This is a genomic window from Streptomyces luteolifulvus (genome assembly GCF_008806595.1).
Lineage (GTDB): Bacteria > Actinomycetota > Actinomycetes > Streptomycetales > Streptomycetaceae > Streptomyces > Streptomyces luteolifulvus.
This window is the reverse complement of record NZ_VZRB01000020.1, coordinates 41,452-63,612: the sequence shown is the minus strand read 5'-3', so window position 1 is coordinate 63,612 and position 22,161 is coordinate 41,452. Positions and strand designations below refer to the sequence as shown.

21 protein-coding genes and 2 pseudogenes are annotated in these 22,161 nt (G+C 71.0%); 6 read left to right on the top strand and 17 right to left on the bottom strand.

Annotated features, from left to right (window positions below):
- Positions 1-33: 33 nt before the first annotated feature.
- Positions 34-480: a MarR family winged helix-turn-helix transcriptional regulator gene (locus F7R91_RS26085; protein WP_150951728.1), complete on the bottom strand. Its 447-nt coding sequence runs from the start codon at positions 478-480 to the stop codon at positions 34-36.
- Positions 477-1,091 carry a DJ-1/PfpI family protein gene (locus F7R91_RS26080; RefSeq protein ID WP_150951725.1) on the bottom strand — a complete coding sequence of 205 codons (615 nt, stop codon included), beginning with the start codon at positions 1,089-1,091 and terminating at the stop codon, positions 477-479. Before F7R91_RS26080 ends, F7R91_RS26085 begins: the two co-directional genes overlap by 4 nt.
- A 197-nt stretch (positions 1,092-1,288) precedes the next feature.
- On the opposite strand from F7R91_RS26080, the gene F7R91_RS26075 reads away from it, so the two are divergent.
- From F7R91_RS26075 to F7R91_RS26065, 3 genes are all read left to right on the top strand, one after another.
- Positions 1,289-2,644, top strand: a complete 1,356-nt coding sequence (locus F7R91_RS26075; RefSeq protein WP_150951723.1) for an aspartate aminotransferase family protein — start codon at positions 1,289-1,291, stop codon at positions 2,642-2,644.
- Positions 2,645-2,748: 104 nt separating this feature from the next.
- Entirely contained in the window at positions 2,749-3,450 is a 702-nt protein-coding gene (locus tag F7R91_RS26070; protein WP_150951720.1) for a GntR family transcriptional regulator, read from the top strand.
- Between the two features lie 133 nt (positions 3,451-3,583).
- Positions 3,584-4,234, top strand: coding sequence for a hypothetical protein (locus F7R91_RS26065; RefSeq protein ID WP_150951941.1), 651 nt, complete (start codon positions 3,584-3,586; stop codon positions 4,232-4,234).
- A 14-nt stretch (positions 4,235-4,248) separates the two neighbouring features.
- Here the strand turns inward: F7R91_RS26065 and F7R91_RS26060 are convergent, their stop codons facing one another.
- Both F7R91_RS26060 and F7R91_RS26055 read right to left on the bottom strand, forming a co-directional pair.
- Complete coding sequence (locus tag F7R91_RS26060; RefSeq protein ID WP_225320793.1) at positions 4,249-4,533, bottom strand: hypothetical protein; 285 nt, start codon at positions 4,531-4,533, stop codon at positions 4,249-4,251.
- 141 nt (positions 4,534-4,674) lie between these two features.
- On the bottom strand, positions 4,675-5,958 hold the full coding sequence (locus tag F7R91_RS26055; RefSeq protein ID WP_150951715.1) for an adenylosuccinate synthase: 1,284 nt from the start codon (positions 5,956-5,958) through the stop codon (positions 4,675-4,677).
- 187 nt (positions 5,959-6,145) lie between these two features.
- Between F7R91_RS26055 and F7R91_RS26050 the strand changes: the two genes are divergently transcribed.
- Entirely contained in the window at positions 6,146-6,994 is an 849-nt protein-coding gene (locus F7R91_RS26050) for a diacylglycerol kinase catalytic domain-containing protein (protein WP_150951712.1), read from the top strand.
- 22 nt (positions 6,995-7,016) lie between these two features.
- Here F7R91_RS26050 and F7R91_RS26045 read toward each other — a convergent pair whose 3' ends face one another.
- Entirely contained in the window at positions 7,017-7,514 is a 498-nt protein-coding gene (locus F7R91_RS26045; protein ID WP_191971644.1) for a GbsR/MarR family transcriptional regulator, read from the bottom strand.
- Positions 7,515-7,588: 74 nt separating this feature from the next.
- On the opposite strand from F7R91_RS26045, the gene F7R91_RS26040 reads away from it, so the two are divergent.
- The gene (locus F7R91_RS26040) at positions 7,589-8,485 is read left to right on the top strand and encodes an ABC transporter ATP-binding protein (protein ID WP_150951709.1); all 897 of its coding nucleotides are present in this window, start codon (positions 7,589-7,591) and stop codon (positions 8,483-8,485) included.
- Entirely contained in the window at positions 8,482-10,083 is a 1,602-nt protein-coding gene (locus F7R91_RS26035) for an ABC transporter permease (RefSeq protein ID WP_150951706.1), read from the top strand. The genes F7R91_RS26040 and F7R91_RS26035 overlap by 4 nt, the downstream gene beginning before the upstream one ends.
- 10 nt (positions 10,084-10,093) lie before the next feature.
- On the opposite strand, the gene F7R91_RS26030 is transcribed toward F7R91_RS26035, so the two are convergent.
- From F7R91_RS26030 to F7R91_RS25975, 12 genes and pseudogenes are all read right to left on the bottom strand, one after another.
- The gene (locus tag F7R91_RS26030; protein ID WP_150951704.1) at positions 10,094-10,696 is read right to left on the bottom strand and encodes a Uma2 family endonuclease; all 603 of its coding nucleotides are present in this window, start codon (positions 10,694-10,696) and stop codon (positions 10,094-10,096) included.
- 85 nt (positions 10,697-10,781) lie between these two features.
- A complete protein-coding gene (locus tag F7R91_RS26025) occupies positions 10,782-11,987 on the bottom strand; it encodes a cytochrome P450 (RefSeq protein WP_150951702.1) in 1,206 nt (401 codons plus the stop codon).
- 62 nt (positions 11,988-12,049) lie between these two features.
- On the bottom strand, positions 12,050-12,712 hold the full coding sequence (locus F7R91_RS26020; RefSeq protein ID WP_150951700.1) for a response regulator: 663 nt from the start codon (positions 12,710-12,712) through the stop codon (positions 12,050-12,052).
- Complete coding sequence (locus F7R91_RS26015; protein ID WP_225320792.1) at positions 12,709-14,055, bottom strand: sensor histidine kinase; 1,347 nt, start codon at positions 14,053-14,055, stop codon at positions 12,709-12,711. Before F7R91_RS26015 ends, F7R91_RS26020 begins: the two co-directional genes overlap by 4 nt.
- A 112-nt stretch (positions 14,056-14,167) precedes the next feature.
- Positions 14,168-14,797 (bottom strand): response regulator, encoded by a 630-nt coding sequence (locus F7R91_RS26010; protein ID WP_150951698.1) that lies wholly within the window; start codon positions 14,795-14,797, stop codon positions 14,168-14,170.
- A gap of 2 nt (positions 14,798-14,799) precedes the next feature.
- Positions 14,800-15,624: pseudogene (locus F7R91_RS26005) on the bottom strand (acyltransferase family protein); the annotation flags it as partial.
- Positions 15,617-16,684, bottom strand: coding sequence for an alpha/beta hydrolase (locus tag F7R91_RS26000; RefSeq protein WP_150951932.1), 1,068 nt, complete (start codon positions 16,682-16,684; stop codon positions 15,617-15,619). The gene F7R91_RS26000 and the pseudogene F7R91_RS26005, both read right to left, overlap by 8 nt.
- Before the next feature lie 258 nt (positions 16,685-16,942).
- On the bottom strand, positions 16,943-17,818 hold the full coding sequence (locus F7R91_RS25990; RefSeq protein WP_150951696.1) for an alpha/beta hydrolase: 876 nt from the start codon (positions 17,816-17,818) through the stop codon (positions 16,943-16,945).
- Positions 17,819-18,069: 251 nt separating this feature from the next.
- The gene (gene kynU / locus F7R91_RS25985) at positions 18,070-19,272 is read right to left on the bottom strand and encodes a kynureninase (RefSeq protein ID WP_150951694.1); all 1,203 of its coding nucleotides are present in this window, start codon (positions 19,270-19,272) and stop codon (positions 18,070-18,072) included.
- A complete protein-coding gene (locus F7R91_RS25980; protein ID WP_150951692.1) occupies positions 19,265-20,095 on the bottom strand; it encodes a tryptophan 2,3-dioxygenase family protein in 831 nt (276 codons plus the stop codon). The genes kynU and F7R91_RS25980 overlap by 8 nt, the downstream gene beginning before the upstream one ends.
- A gap of 152 nt (positions 20,096-20,247) precedes the next feature.
- A pseudogene (locus tag F7R91_RS44350) lies at positions 20,248-20,319 on the bottom strand (DUF3151 domain-containing protein); the annotation flags it as partial.
- A gap of 277 nt (positions 20,320-20,596) precedes the next feature.
- Positions 20,597-22,045: a recombinase family protein gene (locus F7R91_RS25975; protein WP_150951690.1), complete on the bottom strand. Its 1,449-nt coding sequence runs from the start codon at positions 22,043-22,045 to the stop codon at positions 20,597-20,599.
- Between the last annotated feature and the right edge of the window lie 116 nt (positions 22,046-22,161).

The window sequence follows — 22,161 nt, the reverse complement described above, 5'->3', positions numbered from 1 at the left end:
CGGCCCGCAGGCGCACGGCGGCCGGGAACGTCGTCAGGCGGGCCCCAGCTCGTCCAGCGCCTTCGACAGCCGCTCCAGCACCGCCACGCCCGCCGCGAGATCCGCCTCGCCGAATGCCTCGGCCAGGCGGTCGGCGAACGCGGCGTGGCCGGGACTGATCCGGGCGACGGCCGCGCGACCCTCCTGCGTGGGCGCGAGGAGCTTGGCGCGGCGATGGGCGGGGTTGGGCCGGTATTCGGCGAGGCCGCGCTCCACCAGCAGGTCGGCGATCCGCTGGACGCTCTGCCGGGTGATGCCCATGGCGCGGGCGATCCCGGACACGGGCAGCGGCTCGCCCAGCACCGCGCCGAGCACCTGCCACCAGGCGGCGGTGAGCCCGGCCGGCCGGGCCAGTTCCTCCGCCACCGCGAGGAACTGGCCGTTGAGCCGGAAGACACCGAGCGCGCTGCGGCTGAGCAGGTCCTGACGCTCCCGGCTCACAGTGCCCCGGCCTTCTCGAGGACCACGTACGCCCCCGCGTCGGAGTCGTGGAACAGCCGGTACCAGGCGTCGAGCACCTCGCCCTCGTACACCCCGAGCAGCCGCAGCACCTCGCGGGCGAAGGCGACGGGCTCGGTGGGGCCGGCGGTGACGAGGCCGCGGTCGGTGACCGCGTCGGTGTCGAGGTAGCGGCCGCCGCCCTGGTAGCCCGTGGCGGCCAGGTAGAAGGAGACCGCGCTGGTGTGGTCACGGTCGTCGAGCAGGCCCTCGCGGGCGAGTCCGGCGGTGGCGCCGCAGATGGCGGCGACGGGCACGCCGGCGTCCAGGAAGGCGCGGGCCGTGCGGGCGAAGGGCGCAAGGTCGTCGGTGGTGTCCCAGAGGTCCGCGCCCGGGAGGATCAGCAGGGAGCTGTCCTCGGGCCGTACGTCGTTCAGGGCGGCGTCGGGCTGGATGCGCAGGCCGCCGATGCTCGTGACGGCGGCCGTGGTCGGGCCGACGGTCCGGATCTCGTACCCGGCGCGGGCGAGGTGGGCGGTCGTGTGCCCGGTCTCCCAGTCGGCGAGGGTGTCGTACACGGCGAGACGGACGGGCTTGCGAGTGGTGCTGTTCATGACTCCTCCTCGGACCCTTGGCTTATGACAGCATCCTGTCATTAACGCAGCATGCTGTCAATCGGCCTTCGACATCAGGGGGTGCGGCCGCAATGCCGGGAGTGCACCCCGTGTCGACAACCTGTCGCGGAAAGCCCCGGACCGCGGGACAGGACGCCGATGTCGCTCCCCGGCCCCGCCCGCCTAGCCTCGGGCGCATGACCCCTCAGCCAAATCCCGAGGCCGGCGCCGCCGTGAAGGCCGCGGACCGTGCGCATGTCTTCCACTCCTGGTCCGCGCAGGAGCTCATCGACCCGCTCGCCGTCGCCGGCGCCGAGGGGTCGTACTTCTGGGACTACGAGGGCAGGAAGTACCTCGACTTCACCAGCGGGCTCGTCTACACGAACATCGGCTACCAGCACCCCAAGGTCGTCGCCGCGATCCAGGAACAGGCCGCCACCCTGTCCACGTTCGCGCCCGCCTTCGCCGTCGAGGCGCGGTCCGAGGCGGCGCGGCTGATCGCCGAGCGGACGCCCGGCGACCTGGACAAGATCTTCTTCACCAACGGCGGCGCGGACGCGGTGGAGCACGCGGTGCGCATGGCGCGGCTGCACACCGGCCGGCCGAAGGTGCTCTCGGCGTACCGCTCGTACCACGGCGGCACACAGCAGGCCGTGAACCTCACCGGCGACCCGCGGCGCTGGCCGTCCGACAGCGGCACGGCGGGCGTGGTGCACTTCTGGGCTCCGTTCCTGTACCGCTCCCGCTTCTACGCAGAGAGCGAGGAGCAGGAGTGCGCACGGGCCCTTGAGCACCTGGAGACGACGATCGCCTTCGAGGGGCCGTCGACCGTCGCCGCGATCGTCCTGGAGACGATCCCGGGGACCGCGGGGATCATGGTGCCGCCGGCCGGCTATCTGGCCGGCGTCCGGGAGCTGTGCGACAAGTACGGCATCGTCTTCGTTCTCGACGAGGTCATGGCCGGGTTCGGGCGGACCGGGCGGTGGTTCGCGGCCGACCTGTTCGACGTCGTGCCGGACCTGATGACCTTCGCCAAGGGCGTGAACTCCGGCTATGTGCCGCTGGGCGGTGTCGCCATCTCCGGGGCGATCGCGGAGACCTTCGGCAAGCGCGCGTACCCGGGCGGCCTGACCTACTCCGGGCACCCGCTGGCGTGTGCCGCGGCCGTCGCGACGATCAACGTCATGGCCGAGGAGGGCGTCGCGGAGAACGCGGCGCGGCTCGGCACCGAGGTCGTGGAGCCGGCGCTGCGGGCACTGGCGGAGCGGCACCCCTCGGTCGGCGAGGTGCGGGGCGTCGGGATGTTCTGGGCGCTCGACCTGGTGAAGAACCGGGAGACACGGGAGCCGCTGGTGCCGTACAACGCGGCGGGCGAGGCGAACGCCCCGATGGCCGCGTTCGCGGCGGCGGCGAAGAAGCAGGGGGTGTGGCCGTTCGTCAACATGAACCGGACGCATGTCGTGCCGCCGTGCAATGTGAGCGAGGCGGAGCTCAAGGAGGGGCTGGCGGCCCTGGACGTGGCACTTTCCGTTGCGGACGAGTACACGGAGTAGACCACCCGCCACGGGGGCCGTTCACGCATTCGAACGCGTAAGGTGGCGTGCTCGTAGACATGTACGTGCACGCCACCCGAACGCGATGAGGTGACCCCCCGACCATGCGCGGCAGCAGCGGCATCGGCGCCGTGACGCGAAGCACCCTGCGGCAGCAGATCGCCGAGGCGCTGCGTGACGAGGTGCTGGCGGGGCGGCTGCAGCCGGGGCAGGAGTTCACCGTGAAGGAGATCGCCGAGCAGTACGGGGTGTCCGCGACCCCCGTGCGCGAGGCGCTCGTCGATCTCTCCGCACAGGGTCTCCTCGACGCCGACCAGCACCGCGGTTTCCGCGTGCACGAGTACTCGGCCGACGACTTCCGGGGCATGATCGAGGCCCGCAGCCTCGTCACCGACGGGATGTTCCACGCGCTGGCGGGCGGCCACGGCGGCTTCCAGTGGTTCGACGACGCCCGTACGGCCGCTGCAGTGGCCGTCGTCCGCCGGCGCGGCGAGGAGGCGCGGCGCGCCGCCGTCGCCGGTGACCTCACCGTTCTGATCGGCTACGACCTGCGCTTCTGGCGCGAGCTCAGCACCCTGTTCGGCAACCCCTATCTCGTCGATTTTCTGCACCGTCTGCAGGTCCAGGGCTGGGTGTGCGCGGTGCAGCACCTGCGCCGGCTGCCCGACCTGCGGGGCGAACTGTGGTCCGGCCACACGGACCTGGTGGACGCCCTGACCCGGCGCGATCTCAAGGCCGCCCGCGCGATCCTCGCCGGGTACAGCGCACACTCCCTCGCCCTGATCGAACGCCTCGCCGCCGGATGACCGCCGCGGGCCAGGGTAAGGGTCCTGCACGAGGGCAGCCGACCCGTGCCGCACCGACTACCCTTCCTTGACCACCGTGCGCCGACCGACGCACGACGACCGCTGGGCGCTGCGAGTATCCGAGGAGCTCTCTTTGGCCTGTGACCTGTGGCTGGTGCCGCTCGTGGACGTGTTGTGCCACACCCCCGACAACCCCTTCGCCGACGAACTCGCGCAGTACAACAAGGTGCTCGGCGAAGCCGGCCTCCCGCCGGTGCCCGTGTACCAGTACATGCCGGGACTGTCCGGCGAGGTCGCCCCGGTGGCCGGCTTCGACTACGACGCGCTGCACTTCCTGCGCCGCGCGTATCTGCTCCAGGTGTGCGGGCTGGCGGTCACGCCGGTCGACGAACTCGGCGGCGACTACGAGCAGTTGCTGGAGATGTTCGAGACCACGGCGCAGCAGTCGCATCTGGTCTGGCACTACGACCACGCGGGCGCGTACGTCCCGGTCGACTTCCCGCACCCGCTGTCCAACGACGAACTCCTCGCCGGCGGCGGCCCGCTGGGCTCCTCGCAGACCCTGCTGCGCGAACTGGAGCTGGTGGCCCCCGTCATCGGGATCGACCCGGCCAACCCGCCGGCCGCGCCCCAGCCGCCGATCGCACCGACGGAACTGGAGGAACCGGCCGTCCCGGCGCCGTACGACCCCAGCCCCTTCGCCCGTGAGCGCCACGTCTGGCTGGGGCTGCACGCGGCGGCGACGCGGAGCCTGGCGCAGGGGTCGATGATCATCTTCAGCTGACGGGCGGCCGACGATCAGCCGAGCTGGGACAGTCCCGTCCGGAGCTCCTGGGCGTCCATCACCGGTGTGAAGTAGACCTCGGCGTTCCCTTCCATGAAGAACGGCTCTCCGATCACCGGCATCTGGGAGCTGTCCTGCATGTCGAAGACCATGTAGCAGGTGCGCTCACCGTGGTCCGTGGTGAAGTAGGCGGCCTCCGGCTTGATCCTCTCCAGCGCGCCCTCGATCAGCCCGGGCATCTTCCCGCTGCGTATCAGCTCGTTCGACTTCTCCGTGTCGAAGGAGGCTTTGAGCAACACGCGCCTCCAACTCACCCTCTATCTCCCGAGACACACACGTACAGCCCCAGAATATGCCGTTTGCCGGGTGATGTCCGGGCCCCACCGTGCCTGTGCCCCCGGCCCATGTGTCGGCGGCCGGGGGCACAGGTACGTCCGGGGCTACAGGAACGAGTTGATCTCGATCGTCTCGTCCCGGCCCGGGCCCACGCCGATCGCGGAGACCGGGGCGCCGGACATCTCCTCCAGCGCCTTGACGTAGTTCTGCGCGTTCTTCGGGAGGTCGGCGAACGTCTTGGCCTTGGTGATGTCCTCGGACCAGCCCGGGAGGGTCTCGTAGACGGGCTTCGCGTGGTGGAAGTCCGACTGCGAGTACGGCAGCTCCTCGACGCGCTTGCCGTCGATCTCGTAGGCCACGCAGACCGGGATCTGCTCCCAGCCGGTGAGGACGTCCAGCTTGGTCAGGAAGAAGTCGGTGAGCCCGTTGACGCGGGTGGCGTAGCGGGCGATCACCGCGTCGAACCAGCCGCAGCGGCGGTCCCGGCCGGTGGTCACACCCCGCTCGTGGCCGATCCGGCGCAGCGCCTCCCCGTCCTCGTCGAACAGCTCGGTCGGGAAGGGGCCGGAGCCGACCCGGGTCGTGTACGCCTTCAGGATGCCGATGACGCGGCTGATCTTCGTCGGGCCGACACCCGCGCCGGTGCAGGCACCGCCCGCGGTCGGGTTCGACGACGTGACGAAGGGGTACGTGCCGTGGTCGATGTCGAGCAGGGTGCCCTGCCCGCCCTCGAACAGCACCACCTTGTCGTCGTCGAGAGCCTGGTTGAGCACGAGGACCGTGTCGGCGACGTACGGCTCGATCTTCTCGGCGTAGCCCAGCAGCTCCTCGACCACCTGGTCGACGGCGATGGCGCGCCGGTTGTACAGCTTGGTGAGCAGCTGGTTCTTGACGTCGAGGGCCGCCTCCACCTTCTGCGTGAGGATCGACTCGTCGTACAGGTCCTGCACCCGGATGCCGACACGGTTGATCTTGTCGGCGTAGGTGGGCCCGATGCCCCGCCCGGTGGTCCCGATCTTCCGCTTCCCGAGGAAGCGTTCCGTCACCTTGTCGACAGTGACGTTGTACGGCGTGATGATGTGGGCGTTGCCACTGATCAGGAGCTTGGACGTGTCGACGCCTCGCTCGTTCAGCCCGCTCAGCTCGGAGAGCAGGACCGACGGGTCGACGACGACGCCGTTGCCGATGACCGGGGTGCACCCCGGGGACAGGATTCCGGAAGGGAGGAGGTGGAGGGCGTACTTCTGGTCGCCCACGACTACCGTGTGGCCGGCGTTGTTACCACCCTGGTAACGCACCACGTAGTCCACCGACCCGCCGAGCAGATCGGTCGCCTTTCCCTTGCCTTCGTCACCCCACTGAGCACCGAGCAGCACAAGTGCGGGCACGCGCGTACACCCCTTCCGGGCGGGGCATGTCCAGGGTCAGGGGCGTACGCGGCACGGAGTGTGCCTCGTACACCGGCGACCCTCGTCGGCCGCAACCCGTCGGACCGGATGCCCCGGAATAGACGAAGCCCCTGGCGCAATAGCGCAAGGGGCTCTTGCACAAAGATGCTACCCGAGGAAGCGAGGCATGACCGAGGTGGCGACTTCCGACCAGCTGCTGATGGTCATCGACCCGGTCGCCGTCCGGGCGGACGGCGAGTCCGTACGGATCGCGAAAGACGTGCTCAGCGCGGGTGCGACCACCAAGGTGTGCCTCCCGCAGGGGCCCGAGGAATTCGTCCGGGCACTGGAGCGGAGAGGGTCGCGCCGGCCGGTCGTGGTGGGCGACGACCGGGCCCTGGTCCGGGCGGTGTCCCTTTTGCACCGGCAGCGGGAACTGGCCGGATGCGGGCTGTCGGTGGTGCCGGTCGGGGGCGCCCTGTCCCTGGCACGTGCCCTGGGAGTGCCGACCGGGGCGGTGGCGGCGGCCCGGGCGGTCCTGGAGGGCGCGGAACGACGGCTCGACCTGCTGGTCGACGAGAGCGACGGGGTCGTGCTCGGCACCTTGGGGATACCGTCGCCGGCCGCTTGGCCAACGGCACCGGAGACCGCCGAGCCCGGGCGTCCCTGGCTGCGGACCTGCCAGTCGCTCGTACGGACCCTGGTGCATGCGCGGCCGCCCCGGGCGCTGCCCACCGCCCCCGGGCCCCGGCCCTCCCGGCTGCGCGTGGAGGTCGACGGGGTGACGCTGGTCGACCTGGACCAGCCGGTGCGGGCGGTGTCGGTGTCGGCGGGCGACTCGGGCGTGGCCGACGTCGAGGTGCGGCCGGTCTCGGTGGGCGCGGAGGCGGCGCCCCTCATGGCCCGCGGCCGGACCGTGACCGTGTCCGGCGGCTCGTTCCGCTACCGCGCGGACTCCATCGTCTCGGGACCGGTACGCAGGCGGACATGGACGGTGTGGGAGGGGGCGTTCGGGCTGACGCTGCCGGTGGCTTGAGGGGCGCGCGCCAGGCGCCGGGTCACCCCGTGCCGAACGTCTCCTCCCGGTGCACCCGCCAGCGCTCCATCATGGCCGCGATCTCGCCCTCGACGAACTCGAAGAACGCGAGCGTCTCGGCCATCCGGCGTCCCGCGGGCGTACCCGCGCCGAGGCTGGTGACGCCGTCCCGCAGTGCCCCTTCCCAGCGCTTGATGACCGCTTCCCGGTTGGTCAGGGCCTCGTACCACTGGTTGCTGTGCACCCGGTAGCGCTCGCGCCGCGAACCGGGCTCGCGCTCGCGGGACACCATGTGCTGCTGCGCCAGATAGCGCACCGCGCCGGACACCGCGGCGGGGCTGATCCGGAGCTGTTCGCCCAGTTCCGCGGAGGTCATCGCGCCCTCGTCGGAGGACAGGAGCGCGGCGAAGATCCGGGCGGGCATGCGCTGCATCCCGGCCTCGACGAGCTGCGCGGCGAAGGACTCGACGAACCTCGTCACCGCCTCCTGGTCCCGCTCGGCCTGCGCTGATTCCGTCATGCGCCCCATCCTATCGGCAATTCACACTCTTCCTTAACTTCACAAATTTCTGAAAGAAGCGTAGGTTCTGGAGCATGACGAAGGCCATCACCGTCTCCGCACTGCACAAGTCGTTCGGCAGGACACACGCCCTCGACGGCCTGGACCTGGAGGTCGAGACCGGCGAGGTCCACGGCTTCCTCGGCCCCAACGGGTCCGGCAAGTCCACCACCATCCGGGTCCTGCTGGGCCTGCTGCGCGCCGACTCCGGCGCGGCGCAGGTGCTGGGCCGCGACCCTTGGGCGGACGCCGTCGAGGTGCACCGCAGGATCGCGTACGTGCCGGGCGATGTGACCTTGTGGCGCAATCTCTCCGGCGGCGAGGTCATCGATCTGTACGGGCGGCTGCGCGGAGGACTCGACAAGGCCCGCCGAGCCGCGCTGATCGAACGCTTCGAGCTGGACCCGACGAAGAAGGGCCGGACGTACTCGAAGGGAAACCGGCAGAAGGTCGCCCTGGTCGCAGCCTTGGCCTCGGACGTCGATCTGCTGATCCTGGACGAGCCGACCTCGGGCCTCGACCCGCTCATGGAGGAGGTCTTCCAGCGCTGTGTGGAGGAGGAACGGCAGCGCGGCCGGACCATCCTGCTCTCCTCGCACATCCTCAGCGAGGTCGAGGAGCTCTGCGACCGGGTGAGCATCATCCGCAAGGGCCGGACGGTCGAGAGCGGCTCGCTCGCCGATCTGCGCCATCTGACGCGGACGAGCGTCACGGCCGAACTGGCCGGTCCGCCCAACGGGCTGGCGCAGCTGCCGGGGGTCCACGACCTCGACATCCAGGGACGGCGCGTCCGGCTCCAGGTCGACACCGACAAACTCGACGCCGTCCTGCGGTCGCTCAGCGAGTCGGGCGTACGGTCGCTGAGGTCGACGCCGCCGACGCTGGAGGAGCTGTTCCTGCGCCACTACCAGGACGAGGCGGCGGCCCGATGACCGCCGTCTTCGCCGTACGGGGCAAAACGGCCCGTCAACTCGCGGGCACCGGAACGCTGGTGCGCTTCGCGCTGCGCCGCGACCGGGTGATGATCCCCGTCTGGGTCGCCGTGAACGCCCTGATGGTGCTCTCCATGCCGAACGCCCTCAAGGGCCTGTACGGCACCCCCGCCGAACGCGCCGACCTGATGCGGCAGATGGCCACCAACTCCTCGCTGCGCGCGATGGTCGGCCCGGTCTTCGACGACTCGCTCGGCGCGCTCACGGCCTGGCGCGTCGGGGTGTACGCGGGTGCGCTCGCGGCCGTGATGAGCCTGCTCGTCGTCGTACGGCACACCAGGGCGGAGGAGGAGAGCGGCCGTCAGGAACTGGTGGCCTCGGGGATGGTGGGCCGCAGGGCGTCCCTGACGGCGGCCCTGCTGACGGCGGCCACCGCCAATGCCGTACTCGCCCTGCTGGTGACGGCCGGGCTGGCGGGACAGGGGACGTCCGGCGCGCTGGCCTTCGGTCTCGGGATCGCGGGCGTCGGCATGGTCTTCGCGACGATGGCGGCGATCGTCGCGCAGCTGACGGAGAGCGCGCGCCTGGCGCGCGGGCTCACGGCGGCGGTCCTGGGCGCCGCCTTCGTGCTGCGCGCGGCGGGCGACTCCGCGACGGACGACGGCTCGTCGCCGCTGACCTGGCTGTCGCCGATCGGCTGGCTGGAGAACCTGCGGGCGTACGCGGACGAGCGGTGGTGGGTGCTGCTGCTGTTCACGACGGCCGTGCTGGTCCAGGGCGCGGTGGCGTACGAGCTCGCGGGGCGGCGGGACGTCGGCATGAGCTTCCTGCCGACCCGGCCCGGACCGGCGACCGGCCGCCTGGGCACGGCGGGGGCGCTGGCCTGGCGGCTGCAGCGCGGCAGCGTGCTGGGCTGGAGCATCGGCTTCTTCCTCGCCGGAGTCGTCTACGGCGGGATGACGGAGGGCGCGGCCGATCTGGTCGGCGACAACGCCAAGGCCCGGGAGATCTTCGAGCGGATGGGCGGGCAGAGCGGCCTCACGGACGCGTTCCTCGCCTCGATGGTGGGGATGCTGGGCCTGATCGCGGCCCTGTACGTGGTGGGGTCCGTGCTGCGGCTGCACGGCGAGGAGACCTCGGGGCGGGCGGAGCCGGTACTGGCGAACGCGGTGGGCCGGCTGCGCTGGGCCGCGGGCCACCTGGTGATCGCCTTCGGCGGAGCCGCACTGATCATGCTCCTCGCGGGCCTGGGCCTCGCGGCCGGCTACGGCAAGGAGGCAGGCCCGATCCTCGGTGCGTGCCTGGTGCAGCTCCCGGCCGTGTGGGTGGTGGGCGGTCTGGCGGTGCTGCTGCACGGGGTGTCCCCGAGGCTGGCGATGGCCGCGTGGGGCGTGGCCGGGGCGGTCCTGCTGATCGGCTGGGTCGGCCCGGCACTGGATGCTCCACAGGCGGTGCTGGACCTCTCCCCGTTCGGCCATCTGCCGAAGCTGCCGGGCGGGGGGATGGAGTGGGGGCCGGTGGCGATCCTCACCTTGCTGGCGGCGGCGCTCGTGGGCACGGGGCTGGCGGGGCTGCGGCGACGGGATCTGACGAGCTGACGGGGGCGTGTCAGTCGACGTACTGCTTGAGTTTCTCGGTGTCGAGTTCGATACCGAGGGGCTCGGGGAGCAGAAGCCTGTCGCCGAAGGGCGCCATGCGGGTCTCGCGGTACCCGACCTCCGGTTCCGGATCGCCGTAGAGCTTGACCATGCAGGCGTCGCGGTCGATCAGCAGGTAGAAGGGGATGCCCGCAGCGCCGTACGCAACGGGCTTCTCCTGCCGGTCGCGCTGATCGGTGTCGGAGTCGTACGACGTGACTTCGAGGACCAGGAGTACACCACTCGGGTCGGCCCACTCCCCGTGCCCGGCAAAGTGCTCCTCGGGCACGATCACAGCGTCAGGACGAGCCCGGCCCTCGCGGTACTTCTCCACGCGCAGCCCCCGACCCTGGTACACGTCCAGGTCAGGCCGGACCTGCATGCACCGTTTGGTCAGCCACACCACGATGGTGTCGTGGTCCCCGTCCGCCACCTTCTTGACCCCGATCCGTCCGTTGATGAACTCGAACCTGACGGCGTCGTCGGTCTCCTTGGCCGCGAATTCGGCGATCCTCTCGAAGTCCTCAACCGACATCTGGGACGTCTGCGACGTGCGCTCTGCCATAACCGTCATGGTGCCTCCCTTCGCAGGCAGGCACCAGCTTGACGAGCCATGGGCGGCCACCGGCCGGAATCGCCCGGGATCAGCCAACGGGTGATCACCCCACCTCGACGCTCAACCCCTCCAACCCCCGGATCACAAAGTTCGGCTTCCGCTCCGGCTCCGCCGCCAGGCTCAGGGTCGGGGCCTTTTCCAGGAGGGCCGTCATCGAGGCCGCCAGCTCGATACGGGCCAGGGGGGCGCCGATGCAGTAGTGGATGCCCGCGCTGAACGAGATGTGCGGGTTGTCCTTGCGGGTCAGGTCCAGTGTGCCGGGGTTCGCGAAGATCTCGGTGTCGTGGTTGGCGGAGCCGAACAGCATCGCGATCTCCGCGCCGCGCGGGACCACCGTGCCGTCGATCTCGATCTCGTCCAGGACCCAGCGCTCGAAGAGCTGGAGCGGGGTGTCGTAACGCATCAGCTCCTCGATGGCGGAGGGGACCAGGGAGTGGTCCGCGCGCAGGGCCGCCAGCTGCTCCGGGTTGCGGAACAACGCCCACCAGCCGTTGACCGTGGCGTTCACCGTGGCCTCGTGACCCGCGTTCAGCAGCAGGACACAGGTCGAGATCATCTCCTGCTCGGTCAGACGGTCGCCCTCGTCGTGCGCCGCGATCAGGCCCGAGATCAGATCGTCGCCGGGTTCCTTGCGTCGCTCGGCGATCAGCTCCCGCAGATACTCCGAGAACTCGACCGACGCCCGCACCGCCCTGCTCGCCGCGTCCTCGGACGGGTTCAGCTCGTACATCCCGCAGATGTCCGCCGACCAGGGCCGCAGCGGGGCCCGGTCCGCCTCCGGGATCCCGAGCATCTCCGCGATGACGGCCACCGGGAGCGGCTCGGCGACATCCCTGAGCAGATCCCCGCCGCCCGCCCCGACGAGCCGGTCCACCAGTTCCCCGGCGAGGCCGGACACATACGGCTTGAGCTGCTCGACCGTGCGCGGGGTGAACGCCTTCGACACCAGCCGCCTGATCCGGGTGTGGTCCGGCGGCTCCAGATCGAGCATCCCGTGGTCGTTGAGGACGTGGAACGGCTCGTGCTCCGGCGGGGGCGCGGTGCGGCCGAAGTCCTCGTGCGTGAAACGGTGCTGGTAGGTACGTCCGAGCCGGCGGTCGCGCAGCAGCGCCGAGACGTCCGCGTGGTGCGGGACCAGCCACTGGTTCGTGGGCTCGAAGTAGTGCACGCGCCCCCGCTCCCGCAGTTCGGCGTAGACGGGGTACGGGTCGGCGAGGAAGGCCGGGTCCCATGGATCAAAGGCTGCCATGAACGGACGCTAGCCCGGCATCCCCGGGTCTGACCAGGGGGTCTCAGCCGACGGGGCCCGGCTCAGCCCGGCGTGACCAGCCGTGCCTCGTAGGCGAACACCGCCGCCTGGGTGCGGTCCCGCAGGCCCAGTTTCACCAGAATCCGGCTCACATGTGTCTTGATCGTCGACTCGGCGACCACCAGCCGCTCGGCTATCTCCGCGTTCGACAGGCCCTGCGCGATCAGCACCAGCACCTCCGTCTCCCGGTCGGTCAGATCGCCGTACGCCTGGGCGGAGGGCATCAGGTGCGGGGTGTCGGAGAGTTTCGAGAACTCCGTGATCAGCCGCTTGGTCACGGACGGGGCGAGCAGCGCCTCACCGGCCGCCACCACCCTTACACCGTCCGCGAGTTGGCGTGCCGAGGCGTCCTTGAGGAGGAAGCCGGAGGCTCCCGCGCGCAGCGCCTGGTACACGTACTCGTCGAGGTCGAAGGTGGTGAGCACCAGCACCTTCGCCGCGCCGTCCGCGGCGACGATCTCCCGGGTCGCCTCGATGCCGTTCAGCTCCGGCATACGGATGTCCATCAGCACCACGTCCGGGGCCAGCTCGCGGACCCGCTCGACCGCCTCCCGCCCGTTGACGGCCTCGCCGACGACCTCGATGTCCGGCATCGCGTTCAGCAGGACCGAGAAGCCCTCGCGCACCATCATCTGATCGTCCGCGATCAGTACGCGGATGGTCATGCGTCACCCTCGCTCACACTGGCGACCGGCAGGAACACCGCCACCTCGTAGCCTCCGTCGGCCGCCGGGCCCGCCGTCATCTCGCCGTTCAGCATGGAGACCCGCTCCCGCATACCGGTGATGCCGTGCCCGGCTCCGGGCGAGGGCTTCACCAAGGACGGCTCGGGCGGCGGACCGTTGACTATGCGCAGGCCCAGGCCCCCGAGGACGTACCCGATCTCGACTCTGGCCCTCGCGCCCGGTGCGTGCCGCAGCGAGTTGCTCAGCGCCTCCTGCACGATGCGGTACGCCGACAGCTCGACGCCCTGCGGCAGTTCGCGCACCGCTCCGATCACCGCCTTCTCGACGTCCAGCCCCGTGTCCCGCACATTGGCCAGCAGCCCGTCCAGGTCCGCGAGCGTGGGCTGCGGGGCGTCCGGGGCCTCGTAGTCCTCGGCGCGCACCACGCCCAGGACCCGGCGCAGCTCGGTCAGTGCCGCCACCGCGTTCTCCCGGATCGTGGCGAAGGCCCGCTCCAGTTCCTCCGGCGGGTTCTCCACCCGGTAGGGGGCGGCCTCCGCCTGGATGGCGACGACCGACATGTGGTGGGCGACCACGTCGTGCAGCTCGCGGGCGATCGTGGTGCGCTCCTCCAGGAGCGTGCGGCGGGAGCGCTCGTGCTCCGTCACCGTCTGCTGGGCCGTCACCTCCTGCTCTGCCTCGCGGCGGATGTGCCGGACGGTGACGGCGAGCAGCAGGAACGCGGAGACGACCAGCATGGGACCGGTGTTGGAGGAGTAGTACCCCGAGCCGAAGGTCTCGGCGGCCGTGCCGTACACCGCGGTCAGGATCCACATCCACACCGCCACCCGGGGCCTTGTGCGCAGGGCGACGACCGTCAGCACGACCAAGTGGGCCGCGAAGCTGCCGGCCCGCCACGGGAAGTCCTCCCAGCTGTATCCGAACACCGCGGTCACCGGGGCCGCGGCGAGGGAGAACCAGAAGGCGCCGACCGGCCGAAGCAGCGTCAGCAGCACCGGGCCCAGCGCAAGGAGGACGCTCAGCATCGAGCCGAGGTCTCCGCCGGCGGACGTCGAGCCGGCGGTGATCGCCGCCATCAGTCCGGCGCCGGCCACCACGGCGTGCGGGGTCCAGACCGCGTACTGCCGGATCCGCGAGGGCAGCCGCCTGGTCAGCGGGCCGTCGACGCGCATCCGCGGAAGCGGGTCGTAGGCGAAGGCTCCGTGGAACAGGTCCTGTCGCAGCCCGCGCAGGGCGTCTGCGGCCAGCCGGAACTCCGGGCTGCGCGGTCTGCTCCCGTCGCCCTTCGGCGCGGTGGGCATCTGCTGGGTCGTCTCGGTCACATACAGAACGGTAGGCGGAGGCAGGCCTCGCGGTCGTCACCAGGGAGAGGGGTACTTCGGGATCCGTCTCAGGTACTACGGGTCCTGACCGGGGCAGCAGCCGGCCGCGCGCTCAGTAGCCCGACGGCCGTACCAGGCCCGACTCGTACGCGAACACCGCCGCCTGGGTCCGGTCCCTGAGACCCAGTTTCACCAGGATGCGGCCCACATGGGTCTTCACGGTCTGCTCGGCCACGACGAGACGCCCGGCGATCTCCGCGTTCGACAGGCCCTGCGCGATCAGCACCAGCACCTCCGTCTCCCGTTCGGTGAGATCGCCCACGCGTTCCTTCAGCGGGGTGCGGGGTCTGCCGTCCATCCGGGAGAACTCGGCGATCAGACGGCGGGTGATGCCCGGCGCGAGCAGTGCGTCGCCGGCCGCCACCACCCGTACCGCCTCGGCCAGTTGGTCCGCCGACGCGTCCTTCAGCAGAAACCCGGAGGCGCCCGCGCGCAGCGCCTCGTACACATACTCGTCGAGGTCGAAGGTGGTCAGGACCAGCACCCTGATGTCGGGCCGCTCACCGGTGATGCGGCGGGTTGCCTCGATTCCGCCGAGCTCCGGCATACGGATGTCCATGAGGACGACGTCCGGGGTGAGTTCGGCGACCTTCGCGACGGCGTCCAGGCCGTCGACCGCCTGGCCGATCACCTCGATGTCGGGCTTGGTGTTGAGCAGCACGGTGAAGCCCTGCCGGACCATCTGCTGGTAGCCGCCAGCGTGGGCGGGTTGAGGTTGGAGACCGCGGTCCCCGGGACGCCGACCATCGACGCCGGGTAGTCCGCCCAGGCGACGAGCACGGCCGTCGTCGCGGCACCGCCGGTGAGCAGGACCCAGCCCGCGCGGCGGCCCTCCAGTTCGCCCCGCGTCCACGCCGCACCCACAGTGAACGGCACCAGCCAGCCGGCCACCACGTTCACCCAGCCGAGCCAGGAAGGCCCGCCGAGGCCGAACCGCACCAGATCCACATGCAGAACGACGGCCAGCGGCCACAACGGGTTGAGCCGGGCCACCAGCGGGGCCGCCGCCGTCAGCGCGGCGAAGACCACGAGGAACCACAGCGGGGACAGGGCCAGCTTGAGGAGGGTGTGCACCGTGATGAACTGCGCGCCCGAGAGAACAAGGGCCACCGAGGCCGCCGTCCACAGCGCCAGCACGGCGGCCACCGGCTTGAACAGACGGGCCAGCCGGGTGCCCAGCCACTGACGGTACGTCATGCCGCGTGCCCGCGCCGACGCGTGGCTCTTCGTCGCCACGTGCCCGCCGACCAGGAAGAACACGGCGAGTGTCTGGAACGCCCAGGAGACGGGGGCCAGCCACGGCATGTGCTGGAGGGGGCTCGCGGCGCGCAGGGCGCCGCCGTCCGCGACCAGGGCGGTCACCAGCCAGTGGCCGAGGACGACGCCGAGGATCGCGAGGGCGCGCAGGGCGTCGACGGCCCGGTCACGCTGCACGGGGGTGGCGGCGTCGATGACGCCCGCCGTCCGTCGTATGCCGGCCCACGCGGTGCGCAGGCTGCTCTCACCCATGGGTGACCTCCGAGGTGTCGCCGAGAACGATCCGGGTCAGGTTGGCCAGGGAGGCCGAGCCCGGTGTGAAGTAGTCGCTGTGGCCGCCGTCGCCCGCCGCGAAGACCTGTGCGCCGAAGGCCGGTGACACCGGATCCGTGCCGAAGCCGACGGTGGTGCCGAAGAGGTCGGTCCTGACATGCGGCACACACGCCACCCAGTCGCCGGCGCCACGGGCCGCCCAGATCCGGGCGGGCGAGTGCAGGGCCGCGGCGGAGTCGGCGCCGGTGCCGGGGCTGCCGATGAAGGCGATGTCGTCGACGTCCAGACCGGGTGCGGCACGGCCGCAGACGACCGAGCCGTACGAGTGGCACAGCAGCGCGACCCGGGCATCCCGGCTGGCGATGCCGTGCAACTGGCGTATGAGAGCGCGCAGGTGCGGGGCGGCCTGTTCGGCGCGGTCCGGAGTGAGGACGGTCGCGCTGACCGTGCCGGGCGTGCGGTAGCCGAGCCAGGCCACGACCGCGGTGCTGGTGCCCGCGGGGGCCATGGGGGTCCCCTCGCTCGAGCGAAGCCGGGAGTGGGGGAGGGTGAGCCTCCGCTGCAGGGCGAGGGCTCCGGCGCGGAAGCGGTCGTAGGTGTCGAGGCTCGTGTCGGAACCCGGGACCAGGACGGCTATGCGTTCGGCGTGGGCGAGGTCGCCGAAGACCTCTGTCGCCCGGCCGGGACCGCGGCCGTCGAAGGCCAGGAACCGGCGGGACGGGTCGGCCATGGAGCGGTCCGCCGCCGCACGATGCGAGTCGCCGTGGGCGGCAGCCATACGGGACGCCTGCGCGGCGTTGGCACGGTTGGCGGCGTACGCCTCGTCCAGCGTGACCGCCGTGACCGGTGCGAGGGACGCCGGGGCCGGGGCGGGGATCTCCGGCCGGGCGGCGGCGGAGAGAGGGGCCACGACGGCGGCGGTGATGAGGACCGCGAGCAGGGCGCGGCGCCATCTGCCGGCCCCGCCCACCCGGGACGCCCGGGACGCTCGGGACGCCCGGCCCGGTCGGCCCGGTCCGCCCGGTCGGCCTGCCCCCATCCGCCTTGTCCGGCCCGCCCCCGCGGCGGTACCCGTGTCGAGCCCCATGGTTGTCTTCCCCCCGGTCCGCCCGGCCATCGGGCTTGCCTGGATGGGAAATTACGGATCCGACGTCGTGGTCCGCGTCACGCCATGGAGCTCACCTGCGCGGTAGCTCTCAGGTATTAGGGGTATGACAGAGGCGGGTAAGGCAGGGGGGACAAGGCAGGCGGGTAGGACAGGGGCGGGTGGGACAGGGGCGGGTGGGACAGCGCCCGCTCACCAGGCCAGTTGAGCGATCTCCTCCGCCACCACCGCGCATGCGTCCGCCGCCGGGTCGATCAGCGGGAAGTGCCCCACGTCCTCCAGGAGCGTCAGGCCGACCACCTCACCCGCCTTCGCCGCCGCCTCGGCATACGCCTCGGCGACCGCATGCGGGACGTCCAGGTCCCTGCGGCCCTGGACGAGGGTGGTCGCGATGCCCGTGGGGAGCAGCAGGGCGGGGTCCGCACAGGGCAAGCGTTCCGCGAACTTCTCGCCGCCGCCCAGGAGTTGGCGTACCGCATCGCCGCAGACGTCCAGCTTGTCGGCGATCTCGAAGTCGGCGATCGGAGCCAGGGCGACCACGCCGCGCAGCGGGGCCGGGCGGTCGGTGCGCCACGGGGCGTCCGGCGGGAGGCAGTGCCGGGCCGCACCCCACAGGGCCAGATGGCCGCCCGCCGAGTGACCGGTGATCACCGTGCGGCGCGGGTCGGCCTGCGGGAGGGCCTCCCGTACGAGGGTGGGGAGCGCGTCCAGCGCGGCGGCGATGTCGTCGAAGGTGTCGGGCCAGCGCCCTGCCTGCGCCGGGCCGGCGCCACCCCTGCGGTACTCGACGTTGGCCACGGCGAAGCCCCGGCGGGCCAGGTAGTCGGCGAACGGAGTGATGTGGCGGCGGTCGTACGGCGCGCGCCAGGCGCCGCCGTGCAGCACGACGACCAGCGGAGCGGACGCGGCGCCCGGGCCGTCCCCACCGCGCGGTGCGTAGAAGTCGATCACCTGGTCCGGGTCGTCGCCGTACGCGGCGCTCGCGTCGGGGTCGACGGCGGGGTGCGAGAAGGCCGACTCCTCTTCAGCGGCGGCTGCTGCTGCGGCGCGGGCGTCGTCGTCCGGCATGCTCCAACCTCTCAGCGACGAAACGTACTTGGCGGACCAGGAGAGAAATTCGGCCGTTGGCGGGGACGGTATCAGGAGGGTGACGGGGGGCGGCACTGGGATGTCACGCTCGGTGAGGGATAAACGGTTCTCTCCGGTTCGTCCGTCGTCGAGTGAGCCCGGGGTCGGTGCGGGGCGGGGGCGGCCCGGCGCTGCGGGGCTGCCGCCGCGCCCCGTCGTGCCGCCCCGGCACGACTGCCCGCTCGCAGCAGCTACAGCTGAGCGGCCACCACCTCCCCCAGCACCCGCGCCGCCCGCTCCACATCCGCGAATCCCACATACAGCGGTGTGAAGCCGAAGCGGAGGACGTCGGGGTGGCGGAAGTCGCCGACCACGCCCCGTTCGATGAGCCGCTTCATCACCTCGCCCGCGTCCTCGCAGCGCAGCGCGACCTGGCTGCCGCGCTCCTCGTGGGCGGCCGGGGTCAGGGACTCCACGCGTCCCGCCGGCACGTACTGCGCGACGCATTCCAGGAAGAAGTCCGTCAGCGCCAGCGACTTGGCGCGTACGGCCTCGACGGTGACGCCGTCCCACACCTGAAGGGCCGCCTCCAGGGCGAGCATGGACAGGATGTCCGGCGTGCCCACCCGGCCCCGCGGCGCGCCCGTCGCCGGTTCGTAGTCGGGGCGCATGCCGAAGGGCTCGACGTGGGAGTTCCAGCCGGGGAGCGGGGAGTCGAAGCGGTCCTGGAGATCACGTCGTACGTACAGGTACGCCGGTGAACCGGGGCCGCCGTTGAGGTACTTGTAGGTGCAGCCGACCGCCAGGTCGACCCCGTGCTCGTCGAGCCCCACCGGCAGGGCGCCCGCGCTGTGGCACAGGTCCCAGACGGCCACCGCGCCCGCCGCGTGCACGGCCGCGGTGAGCGACGGCAGGTCGTGCAGCCGGCCGGTGCGGTAGTCGACGTGGTTGACGAGGACCGCGGCCGTACGGTCGCCGAGGACGCCCGGCACCTCCTCCGGCGTCACCGGGCGCAGCGTGCGGCCCGTCATCCTGGCGGCCGACTCGGCGATGTACCCGTCCGTCGGGAACGTCGTCGCGTCGACGACGATCTCGTCCCGGCCCTCGCCGGCCATGCGCACGGCCGCCACAAGTGCCTTGAAAACGTTGACACTTGTGGAGTCGCCCACCACGATCTGCCCGGGCGCGGCCCCGACCAGCGGGCCGATCCGGTCGCCGATCCGCTCGGGCGCCGTCCACCAGCCGCTCTCGTCCCAGGAGCGGATACGGAGCGAACCCCACTGCCGACGCACGACGTCGTCGACGCGCCCGGGAACGGCCGCGGGCAGCGCACCCAGCGAGTTGCCGTCGAGGTACACGTGTGCGTCTGCGTCGTCGAGGACGAACTCCGCGCGCTTCCCGGCCAGTTCGTCGGCGGCGTCCAGCTTCTTCGCCGTGGCCGCGAGCTCAGACATGGGACCTCGCCGTCCACAGCTCGGGGAACACGTTCTTCTGCGCGCGCTTCTCCAGCCAGGCCACCCCGGCGGAGCCGCCCGTGCCGGCCTTCGCGCCCATCGCGCGGCGGGTGGCGACCAGATGGTCGTTGCGCCAGCGCCACACCAGTTCGGCGACGTCGGTCAGCGCCTCGCCGAGCCGGGCGACCTCGTCGGTGGCGTCGCCGGAATAGACCGCCGTCCACGCGGCCTCGACCTCGTCCGACGGCTCGTGGCGCCGTACGACGTCGCGCTCCAGTACGGCCTCGGGGATCGCGTGTCCGCGCCGGGCGAGCAGCCGCAGCACCTCGTCGTAGAGGCTCGGCTCGTGCAGCGCCTTCTCCAGCTCCGCGTGGACGCGGGGCGCACCGCGGTGCGGGACCAGCATGGACGCGGACTTCTCGCCGAGCAGGAACTCCATACGGCGGTACATCGCGGACTGGAAGCCGGAGCCCTCGCCGAGGGCGGAGCGGTACGCGTTGAACTGGGCCGGGGTGAGCCGGCCGAGCGGCTTCCAGGAGGCGTTCAGTGCCTCCAGTTCCTGTACGGAACGTTTCAGCGCGTCGATCGCGACCGGCACCCGGTCCTCGCGCAGGGCCCGCGCGGCGGTCTCCCACTCGTGGACGATCACGGTGAACCACAGCTCCATCACCTGGGTCGTGACCAGGAAGACCATTTCTCCGGGATCGTCGGAGAGGGTGTGCTGGAGGTGGGTGAGCACGTCCGCCTTGACGTAGTCCTCGTACGGCGTCGTGCCTGCGAAGTCGAGATGCGGGGTCTCGGGCTCGTGAGCCTCGTGGGACATCGCTGTCTCCTGTACATGTACTCCGGGTAGCGGTCCGCCCCTGCCGTTCTCGACACGGGGGCCCCGGTCCCCACGGGCATCCTGCGCATCGTCCGCCCAAAGCGCAAGGCCCGCCTGTCACACCAGGCGGGCCCGGGAACACGAGCGTTCGCTCAGCTCAGCGTCTGGGCGGCCGTCGGCGAGGAGTCCTTCAGGAACTGCGTGCAGCGCTCGTACTCCTCCCGGGGGATGGTTTGGCTTGTGCTATCAGGAGAATGGTGGAAGATGTACCCGAGAGCGTGAGGGGGCACGGTATGACCGAGCAGGAGTGGCTGGACAGCCTCGCGGCCCAGCTGCCGGAGCGGGACCTGCCATGGGTGGTGGAGCTTGCCAGCATCTGCTCCACGGGGTGGGCGGGGGGCAAGCCGCCAACGGGGGAGGCTTGCGAACCCGCCGCGCCAAGCGCCGCTGTCCATGACGGCAGCGATTCGAGGGCGCCAGCGAGTCGAGGAACTTCGTTCTTCATCTAAGCACCGGCTCGATGTCCTCCGGATCGAAGATCGGCCCGTTCGACGCGGGCTTGACGATGACCGCGCGGAAGACCTTGAGGACTGCGGCGCGCTGCTGCTCGATCGTCAGCTTCTCCCACCGCTCCCGTATGTCGATAGGGCCGGCCGAGAAGGTCGCGGCCTCGGCACGTTGCAGGGCTCGCTCCCGGTGCAGCTCCGCGATCTGCTTCTCCAGGTCCTCGGTGAGTGCGATGTAGCGAGCGGCAGACATACGCTTCTCCTGCCACGCCTGCTTGAACTCGGCCATATCCCGTTCAAGGGAGGCCAGTTGCTCGTCCTTGGTCCACTCCGGCGCGCGCTCGCGGACGTTCGCGAGCGCCTTGTCCGAGCTGAGGAACACGGCGTTCCTGATGAGGCGGTCGACCGGTTCGCCTGCTCTGGCCACTCCCCCACATCCCCCATCGTTCTTACCGGGGCAGGCGTACCTGTACTGCGATGACGTTTTCGACTTCCGGTACGACGGGAAGGCCCGCATCTTCGTACCGCACCGCCCGCACCGGGCGATGCCGGAGAGCAGGTACTTCGTGGCGTTGTCCCGTACGGCCCGTCCCTCCGACTCCCGCCGGACCTTCTCCGTCAGCAGGTACCAGTCGTCGGGGGTGATGATCGGCTCCCAGTCGCCGACGACGGGCTCACCGCGTTCGTCCAGGAACAACTCCCCCTGGTGCATCCGGTAGCCGCAGATCCGCGGGTTCATCAGCATCCGCTTGATCTTGGAGTCGTCGAAGAATCCGCCGCTGTGCGACCTGACTCCCTTGTCCCGCCACTCACGCGCGATCGACGCCCAGCGGACGCCGCCCAGGAAGTCCTTCACCGCCTTGCGGAGGTTCTCGGCCTCTTCCGGCACCCGTGTCCGGCGGTCCTCGCGATTCCATCCGTACGGTGCCCGACCACCGGGGAGCTTGCCCTTCGCCGCCAGTTCCAGGTGCTTGCGCTTCGTCCGCTTCGACGTGTCCGCCGAGGACTTGTTGGCGATGGTGACCTTGATCCGCGCGATGAACCGGCCGTTCTCCGTGGACAGGTCGATGTCCGACGCCGAGACAGAATCGAAGACGAGGTGGCGCTTCCGGCGCTCTTCATCCTCGTACTCGTCGATCCACGCCTCCAGTTCGCGCGGCTGGCGCGTGAAGCGGTCGATGTCCCAGGCGACGACCCCGTCGATGCGTCCAGCCTTCAGATCTTCCAGCATCTGTCGGAACTCCGGACGCACCGTCTTGCGCTTGTACGCGGAGAGATCGTTGTCCTCGTAGACCTTGGCGACCTCCCATCCCCGGGCAGCGCAGTGCAGTCGGCAGTCCTCTTCCTGTCGTGCGACGCCCAGCCCTTCGGCCTCATCGTCCTTGCTGATCCGGGTGTAGATGCCCACCTGAATGGCCCCGGAGGACCCCCGTCGTGCCGCCATGTGCCGGATCGTCGCATATCGCAATCAGGTACATCAAGCGCCATTCTCATATCCACCCGGTCCACGGCCAATATTCCGCGGAGGCTTCCCGGATGCCCAGCCTCAAGTGGCAGACT